Raw genomic sequence first — 13,521 nt, forward strand, 5'->3', positions numbered from 1 at the left:
TGTTAAATCTGTATACGTTATCGGAGAGCCCGCTGTCAAATTAAAACAATGTGTCAATTGCCGCCGCGCCGGTTCTCGCACAACGCCCAGGCGGTTGCACCCGGCAGGAGGATGCCGGCCCGCGCCAGCGCGATCATCACCGTGTTGTCCCACTCCAGCAGCCTGCCGAGCAGCGAAGCCGACAGCCGCCCACCCCGCCAGGGGCCTGGGTCTCGCACCCTCCCCCAATGATAGAGCCGGGATGACAGCAACCTCGGGATGAGCAACGAGCCGAACAGGTAGCCGGAACTCACCACGACCAGCCCGGCGCTCCAGGCGAGCTGCTCCACCTGCCTCAGCCGGTAGCGCCGGTAGTGACCGCGAAACCAGTCATGTCCGCTGTAGAGCGCCTGAAAGGCGGGGACGGCGACCAGGACCCTCCCCCTTGCGGCAACGTGCTGCCGCACCACCCGCTTCAGGTACCCCCGGTCATCCTCGACCCGTTCCAACACGTCGAGGATCAAGGCGAGATCGTAGCGGTTTCTTCCCGGGGGAAGCTCGCGGCGGTAGCTGATGCCCGGCTCGGGCTCCCGTTCCTCCAGGCGCGCCTCGGGAGGCTCGATCTCGACGGCCGCCACCTCCTTGTGCTCCAGCCCGCCGAAGACGGTGCGGCAGAGATAGTCGCCGCAGCCGACGCCGAGCACCTTCACCCCCTCGTGCAGCGTGTTACCCAACAGGGTCGCCAGCGCCCCGGCCCGCGCCCTCTCCCAGGGGTGCCTGGTGGGGCGGTCGTCCCTCTTGGTAGCGTCCATGGCTAGTACCTCATGTCGCAGGCGACGCCTGCGCTGCCGGCTGAAAGGAGCGGGCGCAAGGAGAATCCCTTGATGACGGCACCGCCGCTCCGCTGTCGGGTTTCGGGCGTGTCGAGATGGTCGTAGTGCAGCAGGCGGGGGAGCAGGAATCCTGAAACAAGGCCGATGGCGGCACCGGCCGCCACGTCGCTCGCGTAGTGGTGGTCGGCCATGATGCGGGCAACGCCGTCGGCCGCGGCGAGGCCCAGGCCGGTCCAGCAGGCGGCCCGGTCGGAGGCGGGATCGTGGTAGAGCGACTGGTAACGGTGGTGGTTGCAGACCAGCCCGGCGCCGGTGAAGGCGAAGGCGACATGGCCGCTGGGCATGCTCCGGTTGGGCTGGTCTCCCTCGCAATCGCCGCTTCGGCAGTTGCGCACGAACGGCCTTTCCCGCGCCACCATGTTCTGCAGCAGCGACGAGACGAACGAGGTGAAGGCGAAGGACTCCAGGTTCACCATCTGGGTCTGCCACAGGGTGTCCCAGGCGCCGTCGCGGATCCCCAGGGTGGCGAAGGAGTCGAGCACCGGCGCCGCGATCATGCCGTACATGAGTGCGTCCCCCACGCGGTGCGCCACCTCCCGGGCGCCCCGCGAGTGCAGGCGCAGGAGGTCGCGCACCGACTCGTCCAAGCCGTTGGTCCCCTTCCACTCGGGCTCGGGGTCGCCGTGCGCGCTCTCCACGTAGATGGCCCCTGCACCGAAGACCGCGACGCCAAGGTAGTCCGGGATCGCGGACCTGCGCCAGCGCCAGGTCGGGGGAGGGAATTCGGCGCTGATGCGCGGGTCGCCTGTGGCCGCCGGCCCGCCTGCGCTCGACCCTGCCGCCCCGTCGGGCCGGATCAGGAAATCTTCGGCCTGCTGCGAGGATGGCTCAACGGACGCAAGGGCGGTAAAGGACGGCATCGCCCCCCACCCCCGCCCCCCCCGCGAGGGGAGGGGAGCAACGGCGGCCTCAGCCATTGAGTTGCCGGAACAGCGGTAAATCGACGGTCGGGAGTCCGGAGCCTCCGACACCGACGCCGGGGCGGCGCCAACGAGACGGAAACGGGGAGATTGCGGGGATGCGGCTGTGACGGAATGCACCGCAGCGGCCGTCGCAGGTGCGGCGCTGCAGAGAAGAAGCAGGAGGGCGATCGCGCTATGGGTCGCGGTGTAATGAGCCATAGGCGAAATTAAATATCATTAACTGCACCTTGTCAAACCGTACAGGCACTATTGCGGGAAAGGCTCCAGCTCGCCGGTGTGGCACAGCCAGGCGAAGGAAAGCGCCAATAGGTCGGCCACTCCCCCCATGGTCAGGTTGCGGCTCACGTAGTGCTCGTTGCGCCGGGACAGAAACTCCAGGAAGTCGTGGCGTCGGGCCACCATAAGCTCCAGCGCCCGGCCGTCCTCCTGCACCGTCCCCAGCCCTTCCCTGCCGCAGCGGTGCAGCGCGGTGGTATCCTCGACCGTCGCCATCAGGCGTCCGAGCATGGCGTACACCGCGCTCCCCCTGTTGCCGGCGGCCAGCTCGCGACGATAGGCGGGGAGCGCCTCCCGGAAGAGCGCCGGGAGCCCCTCGAGGGCCTCCCCCCTGATCCCCCGGGCGCCGTAGCTGTCGCAGGCGCGGCTGCCGTTACTCTGCTCCTGCTGCGGCTGCGCAAAGAGGCGGCCGGCGATGTCGGCCACCGCCTCGCTGAGCGCCTGCTCCCCTCCCCCGGGCGCTTGGGCCGCGGCCGCCAACAGGAGGCCGCTCAGGAAGATGTACCCCTTGTGGCAGTTGGTGCCGGCACGCTCCAGCATGGCCTGCTCGGTCTCGATCCCCAGGCGCACCTGCTTCGCCAGCTCCTCGCCGCACGACAGCGATTCGGCCAGCCGGCAGAGGTAGCCGGAGACCACCTCCAGGGATGCTTCCATGCGCTCCAGGGACAGATCGTGGTGGGAGCCGGGATCGTTCAGGTCGACGAGCCCCGGCTTGGGGGTCAGGTAGAGCTCCAGGAAGGCGCCGCGCACCAGGTTCCGCGCCAGCCGCGCGAGCTCAGAGCGCATCGATCACCGCCCTCGTCTTCAGCACCAGCTCCTCGGTACTGTGGCGCTTGGCGTGGATGCAGGCGAGCGCGGGCTCACAGCAGATCAGGCAGCTTCGGGGGGCGATGTCGAGCTCGGCGCGCCCGACCTGCTTGCCGGAGTGGTCGTAGATGTCCAGATCCAGGAGCCGCCCGGCCGGGTGCCTGGTCTCCAGCGCGATCCCCAGACGCTTCACCTGGGTCGCAGCGAGCCGGGTGTGGTAGAGGGCGAAGGGCCCCAGGGCATCGGAACCGCGCAGCACCGGGGTCACCTTCAGGGTAGCGAAGAGCGCCTCCTCCCCCCAGGCGAAGAGCCGCTCCGCACGCGCCCCGCTCTTCTCAGGCCCCGGCAGGTTCAGCGACAGCATGACCGTCGCCGGGAAAGGGGTCGGGAACAGGCCGTCCAAAAGCGCCTGGCGGCGGTCCCGGGCCGCGAGCAGGCTATTCCTTAACGCGTCTGACGACATCGATGATGCTCCCGTCCCGGTACTCGACCACCGCGACCACCTCGTCCTCGAACTCCAGAGGGCGCGGGGTGCCGGTGACCCGGCAGATCTCGCGCTGCAGGTCGGCGATCTCCTTCACCGGCAGCTTCCTTCTGATCAGCTCTTCCTTGAGCTCGGCGTGCCGGTCGTTCACCGCGATGCCGCGCTCGGTCACCACGACGCCTATGGTCTCCCCCGGGGTGGTGATGGTGGTGACCCGGTCCCTGACGATGGGGAGGCGCCCGCGGATGGAGGGTGCCACGATGATGGAGAGCTTGGCGCCGGCAGCGGTGTCCGAATGCCCGCCGGTGTTGTGCAGCAGGTAGCCGTTGGACTCGGTGTTCACGTTAACGTTGAAGGCCGTGTCGACCTCGGTGGCCCCGAGGATGACGCAGTCGAGCCGGTTCACCACCGCCCCGGCGTTGAAGGGGTTCGCGTACATGTCGGCGCTGATCTCCTGGTGGGCGCGGTTTCTGCCGATCGACTGCACCGCCTCCTGGTCGAAGCACTGCACGTCCATGAGCGCGGAGAAGAGCCCCTCCTCCAGCATCTCCACGAAGTAGCCGGTGATCCCGCCGCAGCCGAAGCTCCCCTTGATGGACCCCTTGCGCATGGCGTTGCGCACCTTCTCGGCCACGGCGAGCGAGATGCCGCCCGAGCCGGTCTGGAAGGAGAAGCCGTCCCGCAAGAGCCCCGAGGCCTCGATCACCTGCGAGGCGTAGCTTGCGATCTGCAGCCCGACCGGATCGGTGGTGACGCGGGTGGTGGTGGAGACGATCTTGGCCGGGTCCCCGAGCCGGTCCACGACCACCACGTGGTCCACCAGGGTCTGCGGGATGCTGACCGGGACCACCGGGAAGGGGACCAGGTTGTCGGTCACCGCGACCACGCAGGAGGCGTAGGTGGCGTCGATCTGGGCGTAGCCCAGGCTGCCGCAGGCGGAGGGGCCGTAATAGCCGTTCATGTTGCCGTATTCGTCGCAGCAGGGGGCCGCGATGAAGGCGACGTCTATGTGCACGCTCCCCTCGATGACCGAGCGGGCCCGGCCGCCGTGGGTCCTGACCACGATGGGGCAGGAGATCTCGCCGCGGGTGGCCATCTCCCCGATCAGGCCGTTCACGCCGCACTGGAAGCCGGCGATGACGCCGCTCTTTATGTGCGGGATGATCTCGGCGTGCACCGGGTGCACCGAGGAGGAGGCGATCCAGATCCCCTTGAGCCCCAGCTGCGCGATCTCCGCCACGATCCGGTTCAAAAGGAAGTCGCCGTTTCTGAGGCTGTGGTGGGTGGCGATGGTCATGCCGTCTTTGAGCCCGCTCGCCTCGATCGCCTCCCTAAGCGAAGAAAGGAGCTTCTTCTCCCCCGGGTTCACCCGCTTCAGGGGGCGGGCCGCGACGCTCCCCTGCGGCCGGATGGCGTAAGGGTCGCCGTAAGGGATGAGCGGTCTCCCCGCGTAGCTTTCCGGGATCTCCCGTCCCAGGCTATTGAGCGCCATGTATCGCCTCCTCGTCGATCAGGGTATCCACCATGCCGTGGGCGTAGGCGGTGCGCAGCACGCGGGCGGCGCGCTTCACCACCGGGGCGTCCACCATCTTGCCGCCGAGGGCGATGACGCCGGTACCGAGTTGGCGCGCCCTCTGGATCGCCTCGATGACCTGCAGGGCGTACTCGACCTCGTGCTGCTTGGGGGCGAAGACGTCGTGCACCACCTCGATCTGGCGCGGGTTGACCAGGCACTTGCCGGTGTAGCCGAGCCTCTTGGCGAGCTCGGTCTCGGCCCGGAGCCCCTCCATGTCCGAGACGTCGGCGAAGATGGTGTCCACCGCCTGGATCCCCTTCGCCTTGGCCGCCCAGAGCACGCGGGTGCGGGCGTTGAAGAGCTCCTCGCCGCCGCGGCTTCTCTCGATCTCCATGCTGGCGGTGTAGTCCTCGGCGCCGAAGGCGAGCGCGAAGATGCGCTCGGAGCTGTTGGCGATCCCCACCGCGTTGATGACGCCCAGGGCGCTCTCCAGGGAGGGGAGGATGCCGAAGCGGCCGATCTCCACCTCGAGCTCCTCCTCGAACTCGGTCAAAAGCGTGTCCAACCGCTCCACGATCTCCGGTGTGTCCGCCTTGGGGAGCCGGATCCCGTCCGGCATGGCCGGGAGCACCACCTTCAGGTCCTCGTAGCCCCACCTGGTGTCGAGCGGGTTGATGCGGACCAGGAGCTCCTTGTTGCGGTCGGTGTAGTTCAACAGGAACCGCTTGACCAGGTGGCGCGCCGCGTCCTTCTCGGAGAGGGGGACGGCATCCTCGAGGTCGATGATGACGCTATCGCAGTTGAAGATCGGGATGTTTTGGAGCATGGAGGGCATGTTGCCCGGGACGTACAAAAGGGAGCGTCTCAGCTTGAAGCCGGCCATCAGGGCGCCTCCTCGTCGATGTAGATGGTGGGGATCCCCCCGACCTTGGAAACGTGGCGCTCGACGCCGGAGACGTCGAGCTCGGTGAGGACGATCTCGCAGGTGGCGAAGACCTCCGCGTCGTAGAGGTGACCGCCGACCACCTCGCCGGAGGACTTGGACATCATGATGTGGAAGTGGCAGTCGAGGAGGTCCTGCTCGCCGGGAACGATGTTCCCCTGCAGCCCCAGGAGCTCGCAGGGCCCCTCGATGTCGTGGATGGTGACCCGCGGCGCGGTGATGGGGAGTTTCGCGCCGGTCTTGATCCCCCTCAGGCGCACGTTCTTCACGCTCCCGAGCGCCGAGACGATCATGGCGTAGCGCACGTCGGTCAGGTGCGCGAACTGCAAAAGCCGGGTGGTGAGGCTCTCCCCGGGCGTGATCTTGATGATGAAGCGCCTGCCGTTATTGCACTCCTTGTACCAGAGACCTTCCATTTACCCCTCCGTCGCCCGCATGATCGCCGTCTCCAGGCGCGCCTCGATGGCGTAGTCCAGGGCACCGCGGTCGGTGATGCGCACCTCTCCCGCGTCGATGCCGTGCTTTGCCAGCACCTCGTCCACCTTGCCCCGGATCAGCGCCCCGAACTGCTTCAGGACCGTCGACTCTATGGTCACGTTCAGCGTTTCGGCCGGCTCCAGGAACACCATCAGGTCGCTGGACTGCATGGTCCCGGCCTGCGCCTTCTTCACGATCTTCATCTAGCTCCTCCCTTGTCCCAGATCTTGATCCCCTCGCTGGAGAGGAGGAAGTCCAGGGTGCTGACCGGCACCAGCTCCGCGATCCCGTCCAGCTCGCCGCGCAAGAGCATCTCGCGCACCCGCGAGGCGGAGATCGGTCTCTGGTCCACGTTCTTTCTCTCTATCTCGCGCACCTCGACCCCCAGGGGAGGGAGTATCCGGTGCATGGCCTCGTTGTAGGCGGCGGTGGTGCCGCACAGGGGCTCGCTCCCCACGAAGCGGGTCCTGACCTGGAAGTGCGGCGCGATCCGCTGCGCGAAGAGCAGGAGGTCGAGTTCCATCTGGATGGCCCCGCCCGGGTCCCCGTCTTTCAGGAAGTAGGTGGGGAAGGTGATGCTGGAGACGGCGTACCACGAGGTATCGACGACGGTGACGTTGGCGAGGTCGGCGGTGCCGTCCTGCACCATGCGCAGGCGGGTGCCGAAGGGGAACAGCGAGCGCTCCTCGCGCACCACGAAAAGGAAGAGCTGGTCCACGGCGGCCGCGGCCTGTTCGACCAGGTAGCGGTGCCCGAGCGTGAACGGGTTGCAGTTCGCCACGATGGCGCCGTTGTTGCCGGGACGGATGAGGCGGGTGTAGCGGGCGAGGTAGCGCTTGAGGCCGTCGCCGTACTCGAGCAGCGCCGTCTTCCCCGAAGCGGCCAGGAGGTTGAAGTTGAGCGTCTCGAAGTTGGGCGCCAGGGCGGGCGAGGTGAAGACGAAAAAGGAGTCGACCCCTTCCTGGTAGCCGCGCCCGACCAGTTCGGTGACCACCTCGTCCAAGAGGGTCCCCCCCTGGTGCGACGGCGCCACGGCGAGCATCTTCAGGGTGCGCCCCTGCCGGGCGCCGACGGCGACCAGGCGCCCCGCCTCGAAGATGCCGACCAGGTCGTCATAGGGCGTCTCGAACTGCAGGCCGGTTGCTTCGAGCAGTGCCCGAGCCTGTGTGAGATCGTCGGTGGAGAGCAGAGAAGTAACCATGCGCAAAGACTAACACTAAACAGTTGTAAACGTAACCGCGTATACCAAATTTTCCCCTTGGCCGCTGAGCCGTGAACGTGGGAGCCTTTCGCCCTGCGACAGCACAGTCCGGGAGCTATGTCATTCAGAAAAAACTATGATTTGCCTTCATGGTTGTGCTATGTTGTCGAATTGTTCACTCGCACCCATTTTAGCGACATCTAATTGAAAAAACAGAGAATTTATGACCACTATCTCAGTCGTGATACCTGCCCACAACGAGGCGGACAATATCGTGAACCTGGTAAGGGAAATAATCGCCACCGGGCTTGAGTGTGAGATCGTCGTCGTTGACGACGGCAGCACCGACGACACCCATGCCAGGCTGCTCGCCCTGAAGAGCTCGGTCCCCTTCCTCAAGATCATCCAGCACGACCGCGCCTACGGGCAGAGTGCCGCCGTGGCCACCGGCATCAGGGAGGCCGGCGGCGCCATCATCGCCACCATGGACGGCGATGGCCAGAACAACCCTGCCGACGTGCCGAAGATGGTCGACGCGATCCTGAAAAGCGACAACCCCAACCTCAAGATGGTGGCGGGGTTCCGCAAGAAGAGGGACGACCACGTCTGGCGCATCATCTGCTCCAAGATCGCCAACGCCTACCGCCGCTCCTTCCTGCGCGACGAGACCCCCGACACCGGCTGCGGCCTCAAGGTCTTCTACCGCTCCGCATTCCTGGAGCTCCCCTTCTTCGACCACATGCACCGTTTCCTCCCCGCGCTGATCAAGATGAAGGGTGGCGATGTCATCTCCGTCGAGGTGAACCACCGCCCCCGCACCGCCGGGGTCTCCAAATACGGCACACTGAACCGCCTCTGGGTCGGCATCGTCGACATCTTCGGGGTGTGCTGGCTGCGCATGCGCGCGAAGAACGTAAAGATCACGAGGTGCGACTAGATGGTTTTAACGGAAAAGGCCTGGGTGGCCATCGGCCTGGCCGGGCAGTTCTTCTTCACCATGCGCTTCGTGGTGCAGTGGATCGCCACCGAGAGACAGAGAAAAAGCGTCATACCTGAGTCGTTCTGGTACTTCAGCATCTTCGGGTCGCTGATCCTGCTGGTCTATTCCCTGTACCGCAAGGATCCGGTCTTCATCCTGGGACAGGCCTTCGGCACCACCGTCTACCTCAGAAACCTCTTTTTCATCCACAAGGAAAAGAAAGATGCCTCAAGCGATCCGGCCGCTGATTAAAGAGCTGGGCCTCCCCTTCGCGATCCTGGTCATCCCCGGGATCGTCCTTGCCCTGCTGCTCCCCTACTTCCCGGTGGATGAAACGCGCTACCTCGGCGTAGCGTGGGAAATGTGGAACAACCACTCCTTCATCGTGCCGCTGCAAAACGGGCTCCCCTATTCGCACAAGCCGCCGCTGCTCTTCTGGCTCTTGAACCTGGACTGGCTCCTGTTCGGGGTAAACGAAGGGACGCTGCGCTTCATCCCGCTCATCTTCAGCCTTATCAACCTGACCCTCGTGTACCGGATCGCGCTCAAGCTGTGGGACGACCGGCAAGTGGCGCGCTACGCGGCGCTGATCCTCGCGTCCATGCTCTCCTACCTGCTCTGGTCCTCGGTGATCATGTTCGACGTGATCCTCGCCTTCTGGGTGCTCCTCGCGGTGCTGGCGGTTGTCTGCGCAGCCCGGGAGCATCGCCTCGCCTGGTACCTGCAGCTCGGCGTGGCCATCGGCGGCGGGATACTCACCAAGGGGCCGGTGGTGCTGGTCTACGTCCTCCCGGTCGCCCTGCTTGGTTTTCTCTGGGTTCCCAAAGAGCGCTTCTCCGGCAAGTGGTACGCCTGGCTCGGGCTCTCGATCCTGATCGGCATCGGCGTGGTGCTCTTCTGGCTGGTTCCGGCCGCGCTCACCGGCGGCGAAACCTACCGGCGCGCCATCCTGTGGGGGCAGACGGTGCACCGCATGACCAACTCCTTCGCGCACAAGCGCCCCATCTGGTGGTACCTCCCCTGGATCCCGACCCTCTTGCTCCCCTGGCCCCTGTTTCCTCCCGCCTGGCGGGCCTGGAAGCGCCTTTCCGGCGACCCCGGTTTCAGGATGCTGCTGATCTGGGGAGGGGGGAGCCTGGTGATCTTTTCCCTGTTGAGCGGCAAGCAGGTGCACTACCTGATCCCGGTGCTACCGACCTTCAGCCTGCTCATGGCCAGGAGCGTCGCCGAGGAGCAGGGGGATGTGGCCCGCTTCAGGTTCCCCATCGCCGGCCTCTACCTCTTTCTCGGCGCCGGCCTGATCACCGCGTCGCTCCTCAAACACGGCAAGCTCTTGAAGCACTTCGACCTCATGGAGATCAGGATCGCGGCTGCCGGGCTGGTCGTGCTGGGTGCGGTGCTGTTGCTGCTGCGGCCGCGCACCATGGCGGCCCTGGTCAACCAGGTTGCGGTGGCCTCCCTGGCCTGCTGCGTCCTGGTCCTCGTCGGCGGCAACACCATGTTCCAGCGCTACGACCTGCACCCGATCGCTGCGGCGGTCCGGCAGAAACAGGCCGAGGGGTACCAGGTGCTGCATGCCGGCAAGTACCACGGGCAGTTCCATTTCATGGGGCGGCTGAGCCAGCCCCTGGTCGAGCTCCCCAGCCGGGACAAGATCCGCGCCTACGCTGCCGACCACGACAAGATCGCGCTGATCACCTACGAGAAGGACACGGTGTCCATCGCCCCCAAGGATTACTACTTCCTGCAGCCCTTCCGAAACAGGCAGGCGGTGATGTGGACCCGGGACGGGATCGCCACCTTCCTGGGCGAGTCCCCCGACAAGAAGGAGCCGGCGGAAGCGCCCGACTCCGAGTAAAGCAAAAGGGCCCTCCGGCAACCGCCGGAGGGCCCTTTTCACTCGATGTGCCTCCCCTTACTTGTACCCCGCTTCTTTCCAGGCGTTCACCCCGCCCTGCAGCACCCAGACCTTCGTGAATCCCTTCTCTGCAAATTCAGCTGCCCGACCGGCAGAGGTATGTTCCTGCGGTCAGTTGCAGTAGAAGATGATCTCCTGGTCCTTCTTCACCTCGGGAAGCCTGGCGTTGAACTCACCCATCGTCCAGGCCTTCTCCAGGCGGATGCCTCCGCACATCTCCTCGCTGTCGTATGAGCAGACGAATAGGGCCTCGCCTGCCTGCACCTTCCTGCGCGCCTCTTGAATCTGGATCCTTCTTGCCTCGGCCATGTCTTCCTCCTTCCATCCCGCCGTGGGATGACCCCGAACTACTGCGGCCAGCCGGGTCGTGAACCGATTCCAACCCGGCCCGTAAAAGGGTAGCAGAGAACCCCTCGAAACCAACCGGTTGGGCTAGCCCAGGTGCCGGTAACAGAACTCCCCCAGGTAGCTAAGCGCCGTATCGGGAGCCTTGGTGCAGACAAACTGCAGCAACTTCTTGGCGATGGACTGGTCCCCCCCCGGGGAGGGGGGGAGCGGGGTGTTGGGGTAGAGGAAATGGGGGAGGTCGATGACCTCTGCACCCCAGTGGGATTTGAACTCCATCAGGCTCTTGTTGTGCTCCGAGGTCTTGCCGAAATCGAGCACCCGGTATCCCGCGAGGCAGGCCTCCCTGATCGCGTTCCAGAACAGGAAATGAACCGGGCTGGAATCGTTGTGCAGGGCGTTGACGGCGGAGTACTCGATGGAGACGCGGTTTTTGTACTTGAAAAGGAGCAGCCCCGCCACGGTTTCCCTCCCCCTGCGACAAAGCAGCAGCTCCACCACCCCCTGCAGCGCGAAGGTCTGCCAGAGCGTCTTCACCAGGAGGTAAGGGTGGGGCGGCAGCCCCCTCCTCTTCCTGGTGACGCAGTGCAGCAGGTAAAACTCCCTGAGGTCCGACTCCCGCTTGCCCCGGATGAGTCGAAGTTCTGCCCGCTCCGCCCGGGCGATGCGCTGCCGCACGCAGCTGCGGTGGAAGCGCTCCCTCACCAGCTCCGGATTCTCGCAAAGCGGCAGGAAGTGATGCTTGTTGACGCAATCGGCGCGGAACAGGTCACGGTTCAGCAGGTGAGAGGCGGCGGCGGTCCTGATCTCGACGCGGGAGATGCCAAGTACCCCCGCCAGGCGCAGCACCGCCTCACTGAGCAGCTCCATGTCGGCCGTATCGGTCACCAGCGGGTCGCACAGGGTCGCGAAGGGGATGCTCACCAACCGCCGTCTCATGAGCCAGCTCTCCACCGCATAGACCGGGAGCGCGGCCCTGATGCCTCCGGCGGGATCCTTTAGCACCAGGTAGTAGCCGGTCATGTGGGGGAAATTCTTGTCCAGCACCCGCTTCCATCCCGACAGGTGCGTGATCCAGCCGTAGGGGTGCTGCTGCACGAAGCGATCCCAGCGGTGGTTACGCAGCGGGTCGACAATACTGACACAGTTGCCGAGGGTACCCTCGACCAGCTCCCTGCTTAGGTTGGCAGCCATGACGATCCCCCACGCCCCTCAGTAAATTAACAAAGCCTCACTTTATCCGCTGCAGGGTCGAAGTCAAGCACCCTCCCCCTTCGAAAAAATCCAGGCGTATATTGAGGAACGCCGCGGCGCTGTTAAGATAAGCTTCGTCGTCATCCCCGGCAAAAGGAGCCAAGCATGAACAGCGACAATCTGGAACGGCTGGCGGATCTCCCCCTCAACTACCGGGAGGACCAGCGGGGCAACCTGGACCCGCAAGTCAGGGAATTGAACCTGAAGCTTGGGCTGCAGTCGGCCCTGGACCTGCTGCGCGACCCCCGGGCGGCGCTGCTGGCGGGCGGCGCGCTCGCCCTTTTCTACAAGCGGAAGTACGCGCTCGCCTCGCTGCTGGTGGGCGGGATGGTGCTGCAGCGGGCGCTGTCACGCGCCGGCGCGGCGGGCGGCGGTGAGCGGGAGGCTGCACGCAAAAGAAGAGAGATAGAGTTCGAGCGGCGCGCCCTCAAGGCACAGCGAGGGGATTACGGGAAGCTGGAAGTGATCGCCTTCAAGTAGACGTAACAAAAAATTGCAGCTTTGGCCGTTCCGGCCGATAAATAGGACCGAGTCGCTTACTTTTTCACTGCTGCACCGGAGTAATCAATGACACTGGTAGAGTGGGACGATTCCCTGATCCTGGGAGTGGGGCAGATAGATGAACATCACCACAGGCTGGTCGACATCCTGAACCGGTGCTACCGGGCGCTCATGCTGCACGACCACAGCCACGAACTCGAGGAGGTGGTTGCCGAGCTGCTCGACTACACCCAGTACCATTTCCGGACCGAAGAGCAGCTGATGGCGGAGCTCGACTATGTAGCGGCGCCGTCGCACGCCGCCGCCCACCGCAAGTTCATCAAATCAATCCACAACTTCAAGGACCGCTCCGATGCCGGCGAATCCTTCGTGGCCATCGACGTGCTGGTGTTTCTCAAGGACTGGCTGGTGGGGCACATCCAGAACACCGACCGCGCCTTCACCAATTTCATCAACGAACGGCAGGAATCCTGAACGAAAAAAGGCACCCGGCCCTGTAAAAGCGACCGGGTGCCCCGTCCCTTCTTCGCCTCCCATCCCCTACCCCCCGCCGTAGAGACCGGTCAGCGCCGCCTCCGCAAGGATGTGGTCCTGCATGGCCACGTCCAGCTGCCCCTTGCCGGCCGTTCCCGCCAGGTCCAGGGTCGTGTCCAGCACGTAGAGCCGGAAGATGTAGCGGTGGCTGCCGGAGGGAGGGCAGGGCCCGCCGTACTGGTTATGCCCCCAGCTGTTCTTTCCGATCACCACCTCGCGCGGCTCGGCCTGCTCCACCAGCGTGGTCACCCTGGGGCCGATGTTCCACAGTATCCAGTGCACCCACAGCCCGTTCGGCGCGTCCGGGTCCTCCATGACCAGCGCCAGCGACTTCGTGCCGGCCGGGACGTTCTCGAACCTCAGCTCGGGGTTCATGTTGTCGCCGTCGCAGGTGTACCTCGCCGGAATGCGCCCGTTGTCCTGGAAGGCCGGGCTGATCAACCTCATCTTTTCCATGAGTCACCCCCTTGTCCTGTGCCGGCGCCTGGCGC

At 65.3% G+C, this 13,521-nt stretch carries 17 protein-coding genes and 1 pseudogene; 5 read left to right on the forward strand and 13 right to left on the reverse strand.

The window, feature by feature from the left end:
* Positions 1-53 precede the first annotated feature (53 nt).
* The 9 genes from KP003_RS18455 to citC all read right to left on the reverse strand — a co-directional run bounded on the left by KP003_RS18455 (position 54) and on the right by citC (position 7,499).
* Positions 54-791, reverse strand: coding sequence for a class I SAM-dependent methyltransferase (locus tag KP003_RS18455; RefSeq protein ID WP_217300086.1), 738 nt, complete (start codon positions 789-791; stop codon positions 54-56).
* Positions 792-793: 2 nt separating this feature from the next.
* On the reverse strand, positions 794-1,732 hold the full coding sequence (locus tag KP003_RS18460) for a phosphatase PAP2 family protein (RefSeq protein ID WP_217300087.1): 939 nt from the start codon (positions 1,730-1,732) through the stop codon (positions 794-796).
* Between the two features lie 309 nt (positions 1,733-2,041).
* Entirely contained in the window at positions 2,042-2,857 is an 816-nt protein-coding gene (locus tag KP003_RS18465) for a triphosphoribosyl-dephospho-CoA synthase (RefSeq protein ID WP_217300088.1), read from the reverse strand.
* Positions 2,847-3,341 carry a citrate lyase holo-[acyl-carrier protein] synthase gene (locus KP003_RS18470; protein WP_216500286.1) on the reverse strand — a complete coding sequence of 165 codons (495 nt, stop codon included), beginning with the start codon at positions 3,339-3,341 and terminating at the stop codon, positions 2,847-2,849. The genes KP003_RS18465 and KP003_RS18470 overlap by 11 nt, the downstream gene beginning before the upstream one ends.
* Complete coding sequence (citF, locus tag KP003_RS18475) at positions 3,316-4,854, reverse strand: citrate lyase subunit alpha (RefSeq protein ID WP_217300089.1); 1,539 nt, start codon at positions 4,852-4,854, stop codon at positions 3,316-3,318. Before citF ends, KP003_RS18470 begins: the two co-directional genes overlap by 26 nt.
* Positions 4,841-5,761 (reverse strand): HpcH/HpaI aldolase/citrate lyase family protein, encoded by a 921-nt coding sequence (locus KP003_RS18480; protein WP_216500283.1) that lies wholly within the window; start codon positions 5,759-5,761, stop codon positions 4,841-4,843. Before KP003_RS18480 ends, citF begins: the two co-directional genes overlap by 14 nt.
* On the reverse strand, positions 5,761-6,237 hold the full coding sequence (locus tag KP003_RS18485) for a PPC domain-containing DNA-binding protein (protein WP_217300090.1): 477 nt from the start codon (positions 6,235-6,237) through the stop codon (positions 5,761-5,763). The genes KP003_RS18480 and KP003_RS18485 overlap by 1 nt, the downstream gene beginning before the upstream one ends.
* Positions 6,238-6,501, reverse strand: a complete 264-nt coding sequence (gene citD, locus KP003_RS18490) for a citrate lyase acyl carrier protein (RefSeq protein ID WP_216500281.1) — start codon at positions 6,499-6,501, stop codon at positions 6,238-6,240.
* On the reverse strand, positions 6,498-7,499 hold the full coding sequence (gene citC / locus KP003_RS18495; RefSeq protein ID WP_217300091.1) for a [citrate (pro-3S)-lyase] ligase: 1,002 nt from the start codon (positions 7,497-7,499) through the stop codon (positions 6,498-6,500). The genes citD and citC overlap by 4 nt, the downstream gene beginning before the upstream one ends.
* Before the next feature lie 223 nt (positions 7,500-7,722).
* Between citC and KP003_RS18500 the strand changes: the two genes are divergently transcribed.
* From KP003_RS18500 to KP003_RS18510, 3 genes are read left to right on the forward strand one after another with little or no spacing between them, the layout of a single operon-like run.
* The gene (locus tag KP003_RS18500; protein WP_217300092.1) at positions 7,723-8,436 is read left to right on the forward strand and encodes a glycosyltransferase family 2 protein; all 714 of its coding nucleotides are present in this window, start codon (positions 7,723-7,725) and stop codon (positions 8,434-8,436) included.
* A complete protein-coding gene (locus KP003_RS18505) occupies positions 8,437-8,730 on the forward strand; it encodes a lipid-A-disaccharide synthase N-terminal domain-containing protein (protein ID WP_216500276.1) in 294 nt (97 codons plus the stop codon).
* The gene (locus tag KP003_RS18510) at positions 8,702-10,336 is read left to right on the forward strand and encodes an ArnT family glycosyltransferase (protein WP_217300093.1); all 1,635 of its coding nucleotides are present in this window, start codon (positions 8,702-8,704) and stop codon (positions 10,334-10,336) included. Before KP003_RS18505 ends, KP003_RS18510 begins: the two co-directional genes overlap by 29 nt.
* A gap of 57 nt (positions 10,337-10,393) precedes the next feature.
* Here KP003_RS18510 and KP003_RS21645 read toward each other — a convergent pair.
* The 3 genes and pseudogenes from KP003_RS21645 to KP003_RS18520 all read right to left on the reverse strand — a co-directional run.
* Positions 10,394-10,453, reverse strand: a pseudogene (locus KP003_RS21645) (hypothetical protein); the annotation flags it as partial.
* A 54-nt stretch (positions 10,454-10,507) separates the two neighbouring features.
* Complete coding sequence (locus KP003_RS18515) at positions 10,508-10,705, reverse strand: ArsR family transcriptional regulator (protein WP_216500273.1); 198 nt, start codon at positions 10,703-10,705, stop codon at positions 10,508-10,510.
* A gap of 123 nt (positions 10,706-10,828) precedes the next feature.
* Complete coding sequence (locus KP003_RS18520; protein ID WP_217300094.1) at positions 10,829-11,935, reverse strand: lipid II:glycine glycyltransferase FemX; 1,107 nt, start codon at positions 11,933-11,935, stop codon at positions 10,829-10,831.
* 165 nt (positions 11,936-12,100) lie between these two features.
* Here KP003_RS18520 and KP003_RS18525 point away from each other — a divergent pair, with 165 nt between their 5' ends.
* Together KP003_RS18525 and KP003_RS18530 are read left to right on the forward strand one after the other, a co-directional pair.
* Complete coding sequence (locus KP003_RS18525) at positions 12,101-12,475, forward strand: hypothetical protein (protein ID WP_217300095.1); 375 nt, start codon at positions 12,101-12,103, stop codon at positions 12,473-12,475.
* An 87-nt stretch (positions 12,476-12,562) separates the two neighbouring features.
* Positions 12,563-12,970, forward strand: coding sequence for a bacteriohemerythrin (locus tag KP003_RS18530; protein WP_216789570.1), 408 nt, complete (start codon positions 12,563-12,565; stop codon positions 12,968-12,970).
* Between the two features lie 66 nt (positions 12,971-13,036).
* Here the strand turns inward: KP003_RS18530 and KP003_RS18535 are convergent, their stop codons facing one another.
* Positions 13,037-13,486 (reverse strand): YbhB/YbcL family Raf kinase inhibitor-like protein, encoded by a 450-nt coding sequence (locus KP003_RS18535; protein WP_217300096.1) that lies wholly within the window; start codon positions 13,484-13,486, stop codon positions 13,037-13,039.
* Positions 13,487-13,521: the final 35 nt, after the last annotated feature.

This window comes from Geomonas diazotrophica (assembly GCF_019063885.1).
Classification (GTDB): Bacteria; Desulfobacterota; Desulfuromonadia; order Geobacterales; family Geobacteraceae; genus Geomonas; species Geomonas diazotrophica.